Here is a 17,006-nt window from a genome sequence, read left to right on the forward strand (position 1 = left end):
TATCAGGAGATAGAGCAAGAGTCGGGCCAGCTCCTATCGAAAAGCCGTCCCGCGCCTGAAATTAAAGCTGGAAGCGCTGGCGCTCCGACTCATACAGCGGCTTGACCAGCGCAAACTCATGATCGATCTGATCGACCAAGGCCCCCAGGTCCGCCGCCGCCTCGACGGACTCAACCTCCAGGCGCTGGCACAAGTGCGCCAACCGCACCGCCCCGAGGTTGCCACTGCTGCCCTTGAAACTATGGGCGATAAGCGCCAATGCCTTGGCATCGTCGCGCGCCTTGCGCAGCGCTTCGACGCGCTTTTGCGAATCATCAAGAAAGGTATCGAGCAACTTGGGGTACTCGCCTTCCATGACTTCCTGCAAACCCGATAACACGTCCGGGTCCAGATGAACCTCAACCACTTGTTCGCTCCTTGATCAAGAATCGGCGGATTATGCCAGAGCCTCCCAGCAAAACTCCACGCAGACGCTGCGCCCGCCGTCGGACCAGCGTACATCGCTGCTCAGTTGCCGTACCAGGCTCAAGCCGCGACCGGACAGACGGTCGACATCCAGCGGGCGCGCCAGTACCTGTTCCACATCGAACCCGGGGCCGCTGTCTTCGATACGCAAGCTCATCCTGCCGCCGGTAACGGTGGGCGCCACCTGCACCTGCACGCGCACATAACCGCTGTTGAGCTGCATCAGCCGTTCGTTGCGCTCGCGGTAATACTGCGCGAACCCTTTGGCATCGCGCTTGAGCCGCGAGTCCAGGCCCAGCACGCCATGCTCCAGAGCGTTGGAATACAGTTCGGCCATCACGCTGTAGAGCGCCCCGCTCTGCTCGCGCAGGCCGTGGATCTCGAGCAGCAGTTGCAGCAGATAGGGCAACGGGTTGTAACGCTTGAGGGTCTCGGCGCGGAATTCAAAGCCCACCGACCAATCCAACGGGCACGACTGGCCGCTGTCGGCGTACAACGGCCCCGTCGCACGCATCGACTGGCCGGCCTGCAGGGTGATTTCGACCATGCTCACATCATCCCGCACCTCACCGCAAAACGCCGCCAGAGCCTGCTCGATATCCTCGAACAGGCGGTCGGGCTCGCGATTGGCGGCAAACACCTGCTGCAAGCGCTCGGCGCCGAACAACTGTTCGTTGGCGTCGGCGGTGTCCAGCACGCCGTCGGAGAGCAGAAACACGCGGTCGCCCAGGGCCATCGGCCAGACTTCGGTACGATCCTCGAACGCCTGTGCCGACAGCACGCCCAACGGCAAATGCCGTGACACCAACGGTGTCCGCTTGCCGGTGGCGACTTCGTGTACATAGCCATCAGGCATGCCGCCATTCCAGACCTCCACCACGCGCCGCTGCGTGCTCAGGCACAACAGCGCGGCGCAGCAGAACATGTCCACCGGCAGGATGCGTTTGAGCTTGGCGTTCATCTCCCGCAGGATCTGCGTCAGCCCGTAGCCCTTGGCCGTCATGCCGTAGAACACTTCCGCCAACGGCATCGCGCCGACCGCCGCTGGCAGGCCATGCCCGGTGAAATCGCCGAGCAGCACATGCATATCACCCGCCGGCGTGTAGGCCGCCAACAACAAGTCACCGTTGAACAGCGCATACGGCGATTGCAGGTAGCGAATGTTCGGCGCCGCGTTGATACAGCCGGAATGGGCAACCTTGTCGAACACCGCCTTGGCCACGCGTTGCTCATGCAGCAGGTAGTCGTGGTGCTTGGCGATCAGGTCGCGCTGCTGCAATACCGTGGCCTGCAGGCGGCGCAGGCGGTCCATCGCATTGATCTTGGCCGCGAGGATCAGCGGGTTGTAGGGCTTGGGCAAGAAGTCATCGCCACCGGCATCCAGGCATTCGGCCAGGGCTTCGCTTTGGCGCAGGGAGGTGAGGAAGATGATCGGCACCAGGGCTTCGCCCGCCAGTTGCTTGATCCGGCGCGCAGCCTCAAAGCCATCCATCACCGGCATCAGGGCGTCCATCAGCACCAGTTGCGGGCGTTCGCGGGCGAACAGGTCGACCGCTTCCACACCGTTGCTGGCGGTGAGCACGTGGTGGCCCTGGCGCCGGATGATGGTCGACAGCAACAGCAAGTCGGTGGCGCTGTCTTCGGCGATCAGGACGGTCAGCGGTTCGAGGACCGGAGCCAGAGCGCTCAATTGATATCGAACAGTTTATCGAAGTTGGATATCGCGAGGATCTTGCGCACGTCGGAGCTGATGTTGATCACCTGGACTTCCGCATCATCGCCCCCGGCATGATCGCGCAGCAGCAGGAGCATGCCCAGGGCGGAACTGTCCATGTAGGTGGTTTCCTTCAGGTCGACCACGTACACGTCCGGCACCTTGTAGAAACGCTCGTAGGCCTCACGAAAGATCTGGTGGCTGCCGAAATCGAACCGGCCTTTGATTGCAATCGTCAACTTTGTCCCATCCAGGGATACTTCTGACACGACTGACATGTGACTGCTTCCTTGTCATGGGTCTAGATAGAAGGTGTAGCAGGCGAATGGGCTATGGGCAACACGGCGAATCAAATATGGGAGACAAGCCCCTTCCCACATTGAACAGCGGGCCTGGCGCTAGTAGGGATTCTGCCGCGGCAGGCGCTGGGACAGCTCGTCGAGCAGCTTCTGCTCGCGCTTATCCTCGATCGCCCGCGCTTCGTCGATATAGCGCTGCACCAGCTTGCGCAAGCCTTCGACCCGGGCATACGCCTGCTGCCAGCTCTCGCGGGCCTTGTCGAGGTTGTTCTGGTGCCAGGCCAGGCTCTGGCGCTGCTGGCCGACGGCGGTCTCAAGTTGGTTGAGAAAGCCCTGGTAGCCCATCAGCCACTGGCCGGACACGCCTTTGGTGCCGCGCTCGATCCACTGCTGCTGGTACTCGCCGCGAAAGCGCTCCAGGTCGCCGAGCTTGCTTTCTGCCAGGCGCACCTGGCCCTGGAAGTAACCCAGGCGCTGGACCGCGGTTTTTTCGGCCTTTTCGGCCATGTCCACCACCGGGGCCAGGCGTGAGGAGCGGCTGCTGGCCATGGCTTAGCCGCCTGGCGCGGGGGCGAAGATGGACTGCAAGTGCGCTTCGCTTTCGCCCATGCTGATGTTGTCGTTGAGACCCTGGCGCAGGTAGGTGACCAATTGCGGTTGCAGGGCAATCGCCAGGTCGGTCTCACGATCGCCACCGGCCACATAGGCGCCGACGCTGATCAGGTCGCGACTCTGCTGATAGCGCGACCACAGCTGCTTGAACTGCTGGGCGCGGGCCATGTGCTCGGGCGTGACCACCGACGGCATCACCCGGCTGATGGAGGCTTCGATGTCGATCGCCGGGTAGTGCCCCTCTTCCGCCAGGCGCCGCGACAGCACGATGTGACCGTCGAGCACGCCGCGCGCCGAGTCGGCGATCGGGTCCTGCTGGTCATCGCCTTCAGACAACACGGTGTAGAACGCGGTGATCGAGCCCCCGCCCGCCTCGGCATTACCGGCGCGCTCGACCAGCTTGGGCAGCTTGGCGAACACCGACGGCGGATACCCCTTGGTGGCCGGCGGCTCGCCGATGGCCAGGGCGATTTCCCGCTGGGCCTGGGCGAAACGCGTGAGGGAATCCATCAGCAACAGGACGTTCTTGCCCTTGTCGCGAAAATATTCGGCGATGCGCGTGCAGTACATGGCCGCGCGCAAACGCATCAGCGGCGCATCGTCGGCCGGGGAGGCAACCACCACCGAACGCTTGAGGCCTTCTTCACCGAGGCTGTGCTCGATGAACTCCTTCACTTCCCGGCCCCGTTCGCCGATCAGCCCCACCACGATGATGTCGGCCTCGGTAAAGCGGGTCATCATGCCGAGCAACACCGACTTACCCACGCCGGTACCGGCGAACAGGCCCAGGCGCTGGCCGCGACCGACCGTCAATAAACCGTTGATGCTGCGAATGCCCACGTCCAGCGGCTGGCTGATCGGGTTGCGCTTGAGCGGGTTGATGGTGGGGCCGTCCATCGGCACCCAGTCTTCGGCCTTCATGCCGCCCTTGCCGTCCAGCGCGCGACCGGCGCCGTCCAGCACGCGGCCGAGCATGCTCATGCCCATGGGCAGGCGGCCGGTATCGGCCAGCGGCACCACGCGGGCACCGGGGGCGATGCCCGCCAGGCTGCCGACGGGCATGAGGAAAATCTTGCTGCCGGAAAAGCCCATGACTTCGGCTTCGACCTGCACCGGGTGGTAGCTGTCGTCGTTGATCACCAGGCAGCGGCTGCCCATGGCGGCGCGCAGGCCTTCGGCTTCGAGGGTCAGGCCGACCATGCGCAGCAGGCGCCCTTCGAGAATCGGCTGGCCGGGCAACCCAGTGGCCTCGATATAACCACCCAGGCGTTTGGCGAAGCTGGTGCGATCAAGGCGCATCGGCGGCGTCCAGGTCCACGCTCATGTCCGGTTCGGCCGGGTTCAGGAGCTGCTCGTGGACCTGATCCAGCAGTTGGGCCATGATCTGGCTGATGCGCGTTTCCACAGTGGCGTCGATGCGGCTGTATTCGGTCTCGACGCGGCAACCACCGGGCTGCAGATCGGCGTCTTCGACGATGCGCCAGGTTTCTTCATGGCGCTCGCGCAGGGCTTTGACCTGTTCGAAATCCTGCGGGTTGATGTGCAGCCGCACATTGCCGACGCCCAGGGGCAGCAGCTTGAGGGCTTCGCGCATGACGCTTTCGATCTGGCTGGAGTCCAGCACCAGCTCACGCTGGATCACCTGACGGGCGATGTGCTCGACCAGCCCGACCATGGCTTTTTCGATCTGCGAATCCTGCTCGGCGATGGGCTCGAACAGGCTGCCCATCAGGCGTTCGAGGCTGGCCAGCTTGACGCTCAAGGCGACCTCGGCTTCCTGGCGGACCTTGAGCGTGGCGCTGCGAAAACCATCTTTTTCGCCAGCGGCGAAGCCTTCGTTGTAGGCCTCCTGGCGGATGCTTTCCAACTCTTCCAGGGTCAGCGGCTGGACTTCCTCCAGCGGCACTTCTTCCATTTCCGCCGGCAGTTCTTCCACAGGCTCGGGTTCGGGCTCCGGCACATGCGGATCGAAGCTGGGCAACGACCAGATGTCGAACCCGCCCACGTCCCGCGCGCGAATCAGATCGCTGGGCGTCTCATCTTTGTTCGACATGCGAGGCGCCTTAGATCATTTCTTCGCCGCCCTTCCCGCCGAGAACGATTTCTCCGGCTTCGGCCATACGGCGGGCAATGGTGAGGATTTCCTTCTGGGCGGTTTCCACGTCGCTGACGCGCACCGGGCCTTTGGCTTCCAGGTCGTCGCGCAACAGTTCCGAGGCGCGCTTGGACATGTTCTTGAAGATCTTCTCCTTGACGCCTTCGTCCGAGCCCTTGAGGGCCAGTACCAGCACGTCGGAGGAGACTTCGCGCAACAGCGCCTGGATGCCGCGGTCGTCGACATCGGAGAGGTTGTTGAACACGAACATGAGGTCTTCGATCTGGCCGGACAGGGTGTCGTCGATCTCGCGGATCGAGTCCATCAACTGGCCTTCGACCGAGCTGTCGAGGAAGTTCATGATGTCGGCGGCGCGCTTGATACCACCCAAGGTGGTGCGCGAAGCATTCGAGTTGCCCGAGAACTGCTTCTCGAGAATCGTGTTGAGTTCTTTCAGGGCCGCCGGCTGCACGGTGTTCAACGACGATACGCGCAGGATGATGTCCAGGCGCACTTTATGGTCGAAGTGGCCGAGCACTTCGCCGGCCTGGTCCGGGTCGAGGTACGCCACCACGATCGCCTGGATCTGCGGGTGTTCGTAGCGGATCACGTCGGCGACGGCGCGCGGCTCCATCCATTTGAGGCTGTCGAGGCCGCTGGTGTTGCCGCCCAGCAGGATGCGGTCGATCAGGCCGTTGGCTTTGTCTTCGCCGAGGGCCGAGGTGAGCATCTTGCGGATGTAGCTGTCGGAGCCGACGCCCAGGCTGGTCTGGTCGCCGACGATCTCGACGAACTCGCTCATCACCTGTTCGACCTGCTCACGGTGAACGTTGCGCATTTGCGCCATGGCCACGCCGACCCGTTGAACCTCTTTGGGGCCCATGTGGCGCAGCACTTGGGCGGCGTCGGTTTCACCCAGGGACAGCAGCAGGACTGCGGCTTTGTCGACCTTGGTGAGTTTGGCAACAGCGGCTCGATTATCACTCATCTGCGTTAATCCACTCTTTCACGACCTGGGCCACACGGCCCGGGTCTTCTGCCACCAGACTCTTGATTGCGTTCAACTGAGCGTCATAGCCTTCGCTCGGGCTTGGCAACAGGATGCTTTGCGGGCCGCCGAGGCTGACGCGGTCGTTGGCCAGTTCGCCGTCCAGGCCGCCCATGCCACCCAACTCGACGTCGCCGCCAGCGAAGGCCGCCAGTTGTTTCTTGCCATTGCCGGTGATGTTGTTGAGCACCGGACGCAGTACGCCGAACACCAGCACCAGGATGAACAACACGCCCAGCACTTGCTTGACGATGTCCCAGAACCACGGCTGGGTGTAGAACGCCGCTTCGGCGATCACTTCGCCACGCTCGGCGGAGAACGGCATGTTGATCACGCTGACGCTGTCGCCACGGCTGGCGTCGAAACCGACGGCATCCTGCACCAGGCGGGTGAAGCGCGCCAATTCGTCGGCGCTCCACGGTGCGCGGGTGACGGCGCCGTCAGCGGCGTTGACCTTGACCTGGTCATCGACCACCACCGACACCGACAGGCGGTTGATCCGGCCCTGTTGCTGCTTGGTGTGGCTGATGGAACGGTCGAGTTCGAAGTTCTTGGTCGACTGGTTACGCTTGTCCGCCGGGTACGGAGCGAGCATCGGCTGGCCGGTGGCCGGGTCCATGATCTGTTGGCCGTTGGCGTCCAACAGTGGCTGGCCGGGAGCGATGGCGCCCGCGGTCGCGGCAGCGCCGCCGGTGGTTTGCGGTGCCGAGGCCGGGGCCGGCGGCTGGTTGCTCAGGGCACCCGGTACGCCTTGCGGGCCGTTGCTGGCGGTGCGTTGTTCGCTGGTGGACTGCTCGCTGCGCAGGGCCGGCTGGTCCGGGTTGAATTGCTCGGAGGTCGACTCGACAGCGCTGAAATCCACGTCGGCGGACACTTCAGCCTTGTAGCGGTCGTTGCCCAGCACCGGTTGCAGGATGTTGTGGACACGCTGGGTGAGCATGCTTTCCATGCGGCGGCTGTAGTCGAACTGCTTGCCGGCCTGGGTCAGCGCAGAGTTTTCGGCCATGTCGGACAACAGGTTGCCCTTCTGGTCGACCACGGTGATTTGCGACTTGCTCAATTCGGGAACGCTGGTGGCCACCAGGTTGATGATCGCCAACACCTGGCCAGGCTCCAGGGAGCGGCCGGAAAACAGTTCGACCAATACCGAGGCACTTGGCTTGCGCTCGTCGCGCACAAACACCGAACTCTTCGGAATCGCCAGGTGGACCCGCGCGCCCTTGACGTTATTGAGGCTGGAGATGGTGCGCGCCAGTTCGCCTTCCAGGCCACGACGGTAGCGGGTGGCTTCCATGAACTGGCTGGTGCCCAGGCCCTGGTCCTTGTCGAGGATCTCGAAACCGATGTTGCTGTCGGACGGGGTCACGCCGGCGGCGGCCAGCTTCATGCGCGCCCGGGCGACGTCATCGGCCTTGACCAGCAGTGCCCCGGAGTTGGGCTCCACGGTGTAGGCGATGTCGGCGGCGGCCAGGGTTTCCATGATCTGCTTGGAGTCCATACCGGCCAGGCTGCCGTACAGCGGCCGGTAATCGGGTTGCTGCGACCACAGCACCACAGCAAAACCAATCGCCACGCTGGCCGCCAGGCCGACCATCAGGCCCACCTGACGCAGCATGGTCATTTCCGAGAGGTTTTCCAGGAACGACAGGCCAAACAGCGGCGGCTTGCCGTCTGTCTTGGCGGGTACGTTGTCCACGACTGCTTCTGCCATGACTTAAATCTCGTCCTTAAACCGGCATCTGCATGATGTCTTGATAAGCCTGGACCAGTTTGTTGCGCACCTGGGTCAAGGCTTGAAAGGACACACTGGCTTTCTGCGAAGCGACCATCACGTCGGTCAGGTCCACGCCGCTCTTGCCGATCTCGAACGCGGTCGCCAACTGGTTGGAGGCTTGCTGGGTGTCACTGACTTTGTTGATGGCCTGGCCGAGCATATCGGCGAAACTGCTTTGGCCCAATTCCGGCGCTTGTGCGACGGATTTCGGTTGAGCCATGGCGTCCATTTGCATGGAGCGCATATCCAACATCAACCGATTGAACTCAATACCCTGGCTCATGACCTTCTCTCTCCGACGACCCGCAATTTTTTGACACTACGCAGCGGTTACTAGGGGTGGTAGCAACAAGGGTGCCAGCTCTGTATCAACCTGTAAGAAAAGGCGACAAAACTTGTCGACCTTGTTACCGCTCAGATAGCAAACAGATAAGCTTCCACGTCCATTCCCGCATCCCGCATCTGCGCCAACTTGTAGCGCAGGGTGCGTGGGCTGATGCCCAGGCGCTCGGCCGCTTCTTTACGGCGGCCGCGTTCGGCGCGCAGGGTGTCGATGATCATCTGGAATTCACGGCGGCGCAGATCGTCGCCCAGGGCCCCGGCGGATTCGGCTTCGGCGACCAGCGGCGCGGGCGCCAGGCTCGGTAACGGCGCGGCGCCGCTGCCCATGGCCAGGCAGAAGTCCTGGGGTTGGATCAAGCCGCCCTGTTGCAGAATCAACGCGCGCTGAATGGCGTTGTCCAGCTCCCGCACGTTGCCGGGCCAGGGGTAGCCGATCAGGCATGCCTGGGCTTCGGCCGACAGCCGCGCCTGAGCGTGCTTCATTTTTTTGACGTGGTTGTTCAGCAGGCGCTCGGCCAGCGGGATGATGTCCGCCGGGCGTTCGCGCAGCGGGCGCCAAGCCAGGGGGAATACCGAGAGGCGGTAGAACAAGTCTTCACGAAAGCGCCCCGCCGCCACTTCACCCGCCAGGTCGCGGTTGGTGGTGGCGACCACGCGGATATCCAGCTGGATCGGCTTGCGCGCACCGACCCGCTCCACTTCACGCTCCTGCAGCACCCGCAGCAGTTTGGCTTGCAAACCCAGGGGCATTTCCGAAATTTCGTCGAGCAGGATGGTACCGCCGTCGGCCTGCTCGAACTTGCCCGCCTGGGCCGCGATAGCGCCGGTGAAGGAGCCCTTTTCGTGGCCGAACAGCGTGGCTTCGAGCATGTTGTCGGGGATCGCCGCGCAATTGATCGCGATAAAGGGCTGCTGGGCGCGCCCCGATTGCTGGTGGATATAGCGCGCCAGCACTTCCTTGCCGGTGCCCGACTCGCCGGAAATCAACACGGTGGAATCACTGCGCGCCACGCGGGCCGCGAGCTCCAGCAATTGTGCGCTGGCCGGCTCAAAAGCAATCGGGCCGTCTGCCTCGCCGACAGGAATCACCCCCAGGGCATGCCGCGCCACCAGCTCGATCAACGCCTTGGGCTCGAACGGCTTGACCAGGTAATCCGCCGCGCCCTGGCGCATGGCATCCACTGCGCGCTCGACGGCGCCATGGGCGGTCATCAGCAGCACCGGCAACTGCGGCTGGCGTGCGCGCAGCAGCGCGAGCAACTGATGGCCGTCCATGCCAGGCATGTTCACGTCGCTGACCACCAGGCTGAAGGCCTCTTGCTCCACCGCCGCCAAGGCGTCCTCGGCAGAACCGACCGCCCGATAGTCATGGCCCGCCAGCAGCAGCGTGTCAGCCAATGCCTCACGCAGGGCACGATCGTCTTCCACCAACAGAACCTTGATAGCCATAGCCTTTTACTCCGCGCTTGCCGCGCATGAAAACAGCGGCAAGGTCATCAATGCACAAGTGCCACGCCCCAAGTGGGAACGCAGCTGCAATTCTCCCTGATGGGCGCGCGCCACAGCCTTGACCACCGTCAGGCCGAGGCCCGTACCGTTGGTCTTGGTGGTGAAAAACGGTTCGCCCAGGCGCTGCAGCACCTGCGGCTCGATACCGCTACCGCTGTCGCTGATGCACAGGCGCAGGGTTTGCGCACGGGCGTACACATGCACCTTGAGCCGCGCACCGGGGCCGCTGGCCTGGGTCGCGTTTTCGATCAGGTTGAGCAGCGCGCCCACCAGGGTGTCGCGGTTGCACAGCAATTCGCCTTGGTGGCTGTCGCACTGCCAGCGCACCTTGGCGTCCTGCACATGGGTGGCGGCCGCCGCTTGCAACGCCTGCATCAGGCCGGACGGCGTGATGCGGTCGGTCAGCGGCAATTCGCCGCGGGCAAACACCAGCATGTCGCGTACCTGGTGCTCCAACTCATGCAAGCGCTCCTTGAGGCGTCCGGCAAAACGCTGGTGGGTGTCGGCGGGCAATTGCTCATCAGTCAAATGACTGGCGTAGATCAACGCCGCCGACAACGGCGTGCGGATCTGATGCGCCAAAGAAGCGACCATCCTACCCAGCGACGACAAGCGCTCATGGCGCGCCAGTTGGTCTTGCAGGTGACGGGTTTCAGTCAGGTCGTTGAGCAGCACCAGTTGACCGGGCTCCGCGTCCAAGGAGCGAGTGGCGATGGACAAGCGGCGCCCATCCTTGAGGGAGATTTCATGGCCGTCATCTTCACGCGGCGCGAAGCAGCGGCTGATGACATGGCGCCACAGTTCGCCCTCCAACGGCAGTCCGAGCAGGTCGCAGGCGGCCGGGTTGGCTTCGCGCACACGGCCCTGGTCGTCGATGACGATCACACCGCCAGGCAACAGATCGAGCAGGTTCTGCAGACGGTTGGCCAGGCGCTCTTTCTCGGCCAGCTCTTCCATGCGCTGGGCACTGACCACCGCCAACTCGCCCTTGAGTTCGGAGACCCGCGCTTCCAGCAGGCTGTAGGAGTCGGTCAACTGGCTGGACATCTGACTGAACAGCGAGAACGCCTGCTCAAGGCCATGCCGGCTGAGCTGTTCGGCGGACGGGACAGGCCCCTGGAGTTCAGGGGCCGAAGGTAGTTGGGCGGCGTGGGGCATCATGCTCTCTCGCTTGGCTGACCGTCAGTTAAACGGAACGTTGCGAGGGCTGTAGCAATACCCGTGCCTAAAAAAATGCGCTTAGTTTTCAGTTACTTGAAAAACAGGCGTCAATCATCTGCCTGTTCATCACCGTCTCGACGGCTCATCCCGTACTTGCGCATCTTTTCCACCAGGGTGGTTCGACGGATGCGCAGGCGCTCGGCGGCACGCGCGACGATGCCGTTGGCGTCGTCCAGGGCCTGCTGGATCAACCCTTGCTCAAGGTTGCCGAGGTAGTCTTTGAGGTCAAGGCCTTCCGGCGGCAGCATCGCGGTGGCACCGAAGTCCGGGGTATGACCGTTGATGGCGATCCGCTCTTCCATGTCGCTGCGCAGGCTGTCCACCAGATGCTCGTCTTCTTCGTCGACGTAGCGGAATTTCTTCGGCAGCTCGACCACGCCGATCACACCGTAGGGATGCATGATCGCCATGCGCTCCACCAGGTTGGCCAGCTCGCGGACGTTGCCCGGCCAGCCATGGCGGCACAGGGACATGATCGCTGCCGAATTGAAGCGGATCGAACCGCGCTTTTCGTGCTCCATGCGCGAGATCAGTTCGTTCATCAGCAGCGGGATGTCTTCCACGCGCTCACGCAGCGGGGCCATCTCGATCGGGAACACGTTGAGGCGGTAATAGAGGTCTTCGCGGAAGCTGCCGACCTCGATCATGCTTTCGAGGTTCTTGTGGGTGGCCGCAATGATCCGCACGTCGACGCTCTGGGTCTTGTTGCTGCCCACGCGCTCGAAGGTGCGCTCCTGCAACACGCGCAACAGCTTGACCTGCATTGGCAGCGGCATGTCGCCGATTTCGTCGAGGAACAGCGTGCCGCCGTTGGCCAGCTCGAAACGCCCGGCACGGCTGGTGATCGCCCCGGTAAAGGCGCCCTTCTCGTGGCCGAACAATTCGCTTTCGAGCAGCTCTGCCGGGATCGCCCCGCAATTGACCGGCACAAAGGGCCCGTCGCGGCGCTTGGAGTGATAGTGCAGGTTGCGCGCGACCACTTCCTTGCCGGTGCCCGACTCGCCGAGGATCAGCACACTGGCGTCGGTATCGGCCACTTGCTGCATCATCTGGCGCACGTGCTGGATCGCCCGGCTGGTGCCGACGAGGCTGCGGAACAGGTTGGGTTCGCGGTGACGACCGCGCTCACGGGCCTGGTCGTACATCTCGCGATAGACCTGGGCGCGGTGCAGGGAGTCGAGCAATTTGCTGTAGCTGGGCGGCATTTCCAGGGCGGACAACACCCGGCGGCGCTGGTCTTCCGGCAGGTCGAGCGAAGAAATATCGCCCATCAGCAACACCGGAAGGAACTCATCCCAGGTTGACAGTGTCTTTAACAAGCCCAGAACTGCGCCAGGAGCGTTTACCGTCCCGATCAGTACACAAATGATTTCACGGCTCGAGGACAACGAGCTGACCGCCTGCTGCCAATCATGGCTACCGCAGGGCAGATTTTCTTCGCCAAGAAAATTTAAAATCACCGCTAAATCGCGGCGGCGGACGCTATCGTCATCAATCAGCAGAATTTTGGTTTCACGCCACATGCAATAGCAACTTCCCTAGTAAAACGCTCTGCCCCAGAGTGAGGGCAATCTAGACGTTTGTAAGATTTCTTACCTTACTAGACGTCTGAAATCTGAAAACAGCACTAGTTAAGTCAAAAATGCTGGCACAGTCAAATATATGACGCACCGTTCGGATTAACTGAGCCCATTCAGCCGAACAAATGGTAAACCTTTGACGCACTTTCCGCTCGGTTGATCTGCGACATCTCTTCGAAAATCGCCTGGCGCTCACCGGTCGTCACCTCAAGCAACTGCTGATACACCGCCAGCAAGCTCTCCAGCTTTTCCCGCAGGGCGTCCTCGTCCACCGGCGCTTCGCTGAGTACCTGATCAATCACCGCGCGACAGCCCAGGTCCAGTTCGCCAACGGCTTCCCAGTTGCGCTCCGCCAGCGCGCCGATCAGGGCTTCGCGGGTTTCATCGATGCGTTGCAGTGCTTGGCTCATGATCAGTTCCTCAAGGCCGAGGCCTTACTGTGCGGCACCTTGTGGTGCGGCAATGGCATCCCAGCCTTCTTTGACGGTAATCAACAGACGAGCGACTTCGTCGATCATGTCGACATCGTTGTGCAAATTGGCTTCCATCAGACGGTTGGTCATATAGACATATAGACCGTCCAATTGCTGGACGTATTCCTTGTTGTCGCTTTTTTCCGCATCCAGGCCATCACGAAGGCCAATGAGGATGTCAGAAGCCTTGCCGAGCATCAGGCCCTTCTGAGCGATATCGCCACGCGCCAGCGCCCCTTTGGCTTGCGCCATACGGTCCAGACCGCCCTCCATCAGCATTTGCACCAGGCGATGCGGGCTGGCTTCGGAGATCTGAGCATGGGAATTGACCTTCTGATATTGGCGAAGGGCTCTCATGGGATTCATGTTTCTACCTCGTGACAGGCAACAGCTAGATGGGTTGCAGTAACCATTATGTCGACTGGATCGCAAAAAACTTTAACCCGCCGGCGCTATAAAGAACAAAGCCCAGGTCAACGGACCCGGGCTTTTTCACGCACATTCAATCAGCTGCTGCTTTTGGAGTTGCTCAGCGCACTGAGCGTGCCAAGGATGCTGCTGCTCTGTTGCCGCAACTGCGCCACCAGCGTGTCCATGGCCGTGTACTTGCGGGTCAAGGAGTCCTGCATCGTCGTGAGACGATCATCCAGATCGGTTTGCTGCTTGGTCAGGTCTTTCAGGCTGTCGGCCAACGAAGTCGTGCGCGTCGCCAGAATCCCGGTGGAGGCCTTGGCGTAGCCATCGGTAGCCGCCGTCAGGCGCGCCAGCAAGCCGGTCTTGCCGCTGAAAATACTGTTGATGTCGGCAGCATTGGTGGCGACAGCCTTATCCCACTGCTTGCTGTCGATACTCAGCGCCCCGGTGTCCTGGTCGGTCGTGACGCCGAACTGCGCCAGGGACTTCAAGGTGCCGTTGCCGGACAGTGCGTTGAACTCGTTGCGGATCGCCGACTGCAAGGTACGCATGGTCGAGTCGCCAGTCAGGGTTGCGGCGATGGAGTTACCGGCAGCATCCTTGGTGACCTTGGTCTCGGCGTTCATGGCCTTGAGCAGAGCGTTGTAGGTGTCGACGAAGCCCTTGACCCCGGACTTCAGCGCGGTGGCGCTGGTGCTGACCGAGATGGTCATGGCGGTACGAAGCGGGTTGGTTGTATTCGGATCGTTGGCCGTGACCGTAGGCGACAGCGACAGCAACTTGATGCTTACCCCACTCACCGCATCCGTGATGCTGTTGGACTTGGACTCCGCCGCAATGCCATCGATAGTGTACTTGGCGTTCTGAGGCGGGCTGACTACCGTGTAGCCGGTATCAATCCCAGAGTTGCCCGACATCGTCAGGTCCGAACCGACCCCGCCATTGGTGGAGGTCAGGATCAGACGCGAACCGGTGGAGTCGGTGAGGATGTTGGCACTCAGGCCGGCGGTGCCGAACGTGGAGTTGATCGAATCACGCACCTGTTGCAGTGTCGCGCCTGCCGGCACACTCAAATCAAAGTTCTTGCCCGACTGCGTGATTGTCAGCGTTGTCGGCGTGGTGCCGGCGTTGACGACTGTCGACTGGCCACCGGCAAACGTTTTGGTCGATAGCTTCGAAGGCGTGGCCAGCTGGTTGACGATCAGCGAGAAGCTGCCGTTCGCCGCACCTTGGTTGGCCGTCATGGTGGCGACCTTTTCGTCCGAAGAGGTACCGGTCAAGCCGCTGAAGCTGTTATCGGTGCCCATGCTGGTCAGCGCACCACGAAAGGCGTCCAGGGCTGCCTGGATCTTGCCGATCGACGACAGCTGGGTAGTTGCCTTTTGCGATTGGGTGTTGATCTGCGCCTGTTTCGGCGCTCGCTCGGCATCCACCAGGGATTTCACAATTGCCTGGGTGTCGAAGCCCGACCCCACGCCAGTAATCGTTGTACCCGCCATCATCTTTCTCCTTTACGGTGGCTGCCGTTATCTTGACGAAGAACACTTCAAGCCGTAACAGCAACAATTTTCATGCCAGCTCAAGCCTTGTCGTCAAACAATACGTGACTGGCGCTGGACAAACTTTGCGCCAGCTTCAAGGCCGTTTCCGAGGGAATCTGGCGGATCACTTCACCGGTGTCGGTGGCAATGACCTTGACCACAACCCTATGGGTGGAATCATCAATGGAAAAATCCAGATTACGCTGGGCCGCTTGTACGAATTCTTTAATATCGGTGACCGCTTTTTCCAGATCGCCCTTTTGGGGCTTATCCGTGGTTGGCGCGGCCGGCTCAACCTTAGTCTTGTCTTTGTCAGCAACCACAGGTGCCACGGGGCCTTGAGGGGCCTGTGGCGGATAAGACAAGTTCAGTTTTACATTCATGTCCATGCCCAATCTCCTCTGATTGGAAAAGACGAAAGGGCACGTAAACGCGCCCCCCCATCATTTACCCAGTGCCGTGATTACTGAAGCAGCTTCAGTACAGCGGATGGCAGTTGGTTAGCCTGCGACAGGATCGCGGTGGAAGCCGACTGCAGGGTTTGCTGCTTGGTCAGTTCAGCGGCTTCGGAAGCGAAGTCGACGTCCTGAACAGTACTACGGGCAGATGTAGTGTTTTTCTGGATGTTGGTCAGGTTATCCACAGTGCTGGTCAGACGGTTCTGAACAGCACCCAGGCCCGAACGGGAGCTGGAGATGGTAGCGATAGCCTGGTCGATCACGGACACAGCGTTCTGAGCCTTGGTGGCGTCAGTCACGTCGGTCTGCGATACGGAGGTCTTGGCCGAGGCAGCGGAAGTCGCGGCACCGAAGAGACCGGTCACACCAGCACCTTCCAGGGAGTAACCCTTGGAGGAGTTCATGTTCACAGCACCGGTAGCGATGATGCCGTCAGCCAGGGCAGTAGCAGTACCGTAGGTACCGGAACCGTCTTTGGTCGCAACAGTGATGGTACCGGCAGCGGTCGAAGCGCTGAAGGCCAGGTTTTCACCAGTGTCGGATTTAACCGACAGAGTGCCTTTGGATTCATCGTAGTTAACGCTGATACCCAGTTTGGCGGAGTTCGACTTCAGTTGGTCAGCCAGGCTGGCGGTATCTTTCACACCGACGAACGTGGTGGCTTGGCCGCCAACGGTCATGGTGAACGAAGCCGGAGCAGCAGCAGCACCCGCGCCGACAACGAACTGAGCTTCAGTGCTGGCAGTAGCGCTCAGGCCACCGACGGCGCCACTCAGTTGGGCAGCGATGGTTTTAGCGGAAGCAGCGGCAGCTACGGTTACGCTGGTAGACTGACCGTTACCAGTCACAGCGATTGCGCCACCAGCAACACCAGCACCAGGGGTGATGCCCAGGCTGTTGATCTGCTGCGAACCGATGTTGTTGGCAGCAACGTTGTCCAGGCTTACGTTGATGGTTTCGTTAGCGTTGGCGCCAACTTGGATAGCTTTAGTACCGTACGAACCGTCCAGCAGTTTCTGGCCGCCGAAAGTGGTGGTTTGCGAGATACGGGTCAGTTCCGAAGTCAGAGCCTGGTATTCGTCGTTGTTCGACTTACGGTCGTCGGTGCTCAGGGAGCCAGTAGCCGAAGACAGAGCCAGGGTACGCATTTTTTGCAGAATGTCGGTCGAAGCCTGCATTGCGCCTTCAGCGGTTTGCGCGATGGAGATACCATCGTTGGCGTTCTTGACTGCTTGACCCAGGCCGTTGATTTGGCTAGTCATGCGGGTAGCAATACCCAAGCCGGCAGCGTCGTCTTTAGCGCTGTTGATACGCAGGCCGGAAGACAGGCGCTGCATGGAAGTGGCCAGGGAGCTGCCAGCTTTGTTCAGGTTGCCCTGGGTAGTGATGGAAGCAATGTTGGTGTTTACTGTTAAAGCCATGACGAAATCCTCGTTGGATGGATACTGCGGCTTCCGGCCC

The 17,006-nt window shown here is 61.5% G+C and carries 17 protein-coding genes; all 17 read right to left on the reverse strand.

The genetic code is table 11. The annotated features are described in order from the left end of the window. Positions 1-61: 61 nt before the first annotated feature. The gene (locus JN756_RS23285) at positions 62-406 is read right to left on the reverse strand and encodes an Hpt domain-containing protein (protein WP_017845384.1); all 345 of its coding nucleotides are present in this window, start codon (positions 404-406) and stop codon (positions 62-64) included. Positions 407-436: 30 nt separating this feature from the next. Beyond that, positions 437-2,155 carry an ATP-binding SpoIIE family protein phosphatase gene (locus JN756_RS23290; RefSeq protein ID WP_177032100.1) on the reverse strand — a complete coding sequence of 573 codons (1,719 nt, stop codon included), beginning with the start codon at positions 2,153-2,155 and terminating at the stop codon, positions 437-439. Then, positions 2,152-2,457 (reverse strand): STAS domain-containing protein, encoded by a 306-nt coding sequence (locus tag JN756_RS23295; RefSeq protein WP_017845382.1) that lies wholly within the window; start codon positions 2,455-2,457, stop codon positions 2,152-2,154. Before JN756_RS23295 ends, JN756_RS23290 begins: the two co-directional genes overlap by 4 nt. A gap of 120 nt (positions 2,458-2,577) precedes the next feature. Further along, positions 2,578-3,027 carry a flagellar export protein FliJ gene (fliJ, locus tag JN756_RS23300; protein WP_017845381.1) on the reverse strand — a complete coding sequence of 150 codons (450 nt, stop codon included), beginning with the start codon at positions 3,025-3,027 and terminating at the stop codon, positions 2,578-2,580. Positions 3,028-3,030: 3 nt separating this feature from the next. Next, positions 3,031-4,389 carry a flagellar protein export ATPase FliI gene (fliI, locus tag JN756_RS23305; protein ID WP_017845380.1) on the reverse strand — a complete coding sequence of 453 codons (1,359 nt, stop codon included), beginning with the start codon at positions 4,387-4,389 and terminating at the stop codon, positions 3,031-3,033. Continuing rightward, positions 4,379-5,143 (reverse strand): flagellar assembly protein FliH, encoded by a 765-nt coding sequence (gene fliH, locus JN756_RS23310; RefSeq protein ID WP_017845379.1) that lies wholly within the window; start codon positions 5,141-5,143, stop codon positions 4,379-4,381. Before fliH ends, fliI begins: the two co-directional genes overlap by 11 nt. A 10-nt stretch (positions 5,144-5,153) precedes the next feature. Beyond that, positions 5,154-6,173, reverse strand: coding sequence for a flagellar motor switch protein FliG (gene fliG, locus JN756_RS23315; RefSeq protein WP_010563975.1), 1,020 nt, complete (start codon positions 6,171-6,173; stop codon positions 5,154-5,156). Beyond that, positions 6,166-7,944 (reverse strand): flagellar basal-body MS-ring/collar protein FliF, encoded by a 1,779-nt coding sequence (gene fliF, locus JN756_RS23320; protein ID WP_017845378.1) that lies wholly within the window; start codon positions 7,942-7,944, stop codon positions 6,166-6,168. Before fliF ends, fliG begins: the two co-directional genes overlap by 8 nt. A 16-nt stretch (positions 7,945-7,960) precedes the next feature. After that, entirely contained in the window at positions 7,961-8,290 is a 330-nt protein-coding gene (gene fliE, locus JN756_RS23325; RefSeq protein WP_046382518.1) for a flagellar hook-basal body complex protein FliE, read from the reverse strand. A gap of 131 nt (positions 8,291-8,421) precedes the next feature. Continuing rightward, on the reverse strand, positions 8,422-9,798 hold the full coding sequence (locus JN756_RS23330) for a sigma-54-dependent transcriptional regulator (RefSeq protein ID WP_017845376.1): 1,377 nt from the start codon (positions 9,796-9,798) through the stop codon (positions 8,422-8,424). 6 nt (positions 9,799-9,804) lie between these two features. Beyond that, the gene (locus tag JN756_RS23335) at positions 9,805-11,016 is read right to left on the reverse strand and encodes a sensor histidine kinase (RefSeq protein ID WP_201022322.1); all 1,212 of its coding nucleotides are present in this window, start codon (positions 11,014-11,016) and stop codon (positions 9,805-9,807) included. 110 nt (positions 11,017-11,126) lie between these two features. Beyond that, positions 11,127-12,602 carry a sigma-54 dependent transcriptional regulator gene (locus JN756_RS23340; protein ID WP_046382517.1) on the reverse strand — a complete coding sequence of 492 codons (1,476 nt, stop codon included), beginning with the start codon at positions 12,600-12,602 and terminating at the stop codon, positions 11,127-11,129. A 170-nt stretch (positions 12,603-12,772) separates the two neighbouring features. Next, a complete protein-coding gene (gene fliT, locus JN756_RS23345) occupies positions 12,773-13,069 on the reverse strand; it encodes a flagellar protein FliT (RefSeq protein WP_057003867.1) in 297 nt (98 codons plus the stop codon). A gap of 24 nt (positions 13,070-13,093) precedes the next feature. Further along, positions 13,094-13,498: a flagellar export chaperone FliS gene (gene fliS, locus JN756_RS23350; RefSeq protein WP_057003866.1), complete on the reverse strand. Its 405-nt coding sequence runs from the start codon at positions 13,496-13,498 to the stop codon at positions 13,094-13,096. A 140-nt stretch (positions 13,499-13,638) separates the two neighbouring features. Continuing rightward, positions 13,639-15,045, reverse strand: coding sequence for a flagellar filament capping protein FliD (gene fliD, locus JN756_RS23355; RefSeq protein ID WP_169881310.1), 1,407 nt, complete (start codon positions 15,043-15,045; stop codon positions 13,639-13,641). 80 nt (positions 15,046-15,125) lie between these two features. Next, positions 15,126-15,476 carry a flagellar protein FlaG gene (locus JN756_RS23360; protein WP_057003864.1) on the reverse strand — a complete coding sequence of 117 codons (351 nt, stop codon included), beginning with the start codon at positions 15,474-15,476 and terminating at the stop codon, positions 15,126-15,128. A gap of 74 nt (positions 15,477-15,550) precedes the next feature. After that, entirely contained in the window at positions 15,551-16,966 is a 1,416-nt protein-coding gene (locus JN756_RS23365; RefSeq protein WP_057003863.1) for a flagellin N-terminal helical domain-containing protein, read from the reverse strand. Between the last annotated feature and the right edge of the window lie 40 nt (positions 16,967-17,006).

Source organism: Pseudomonas sp. Y39-6 (assembly GCF_023651955.1).
In the GTDB taxonomy this organism is placed as follows: Bacteria; Pseudomonadota; Gammaproteobacteria; order Pseudomonadales; family Pseudomonadaceae; genus Aquipseudomonas; species Aquipseudomonas veronii.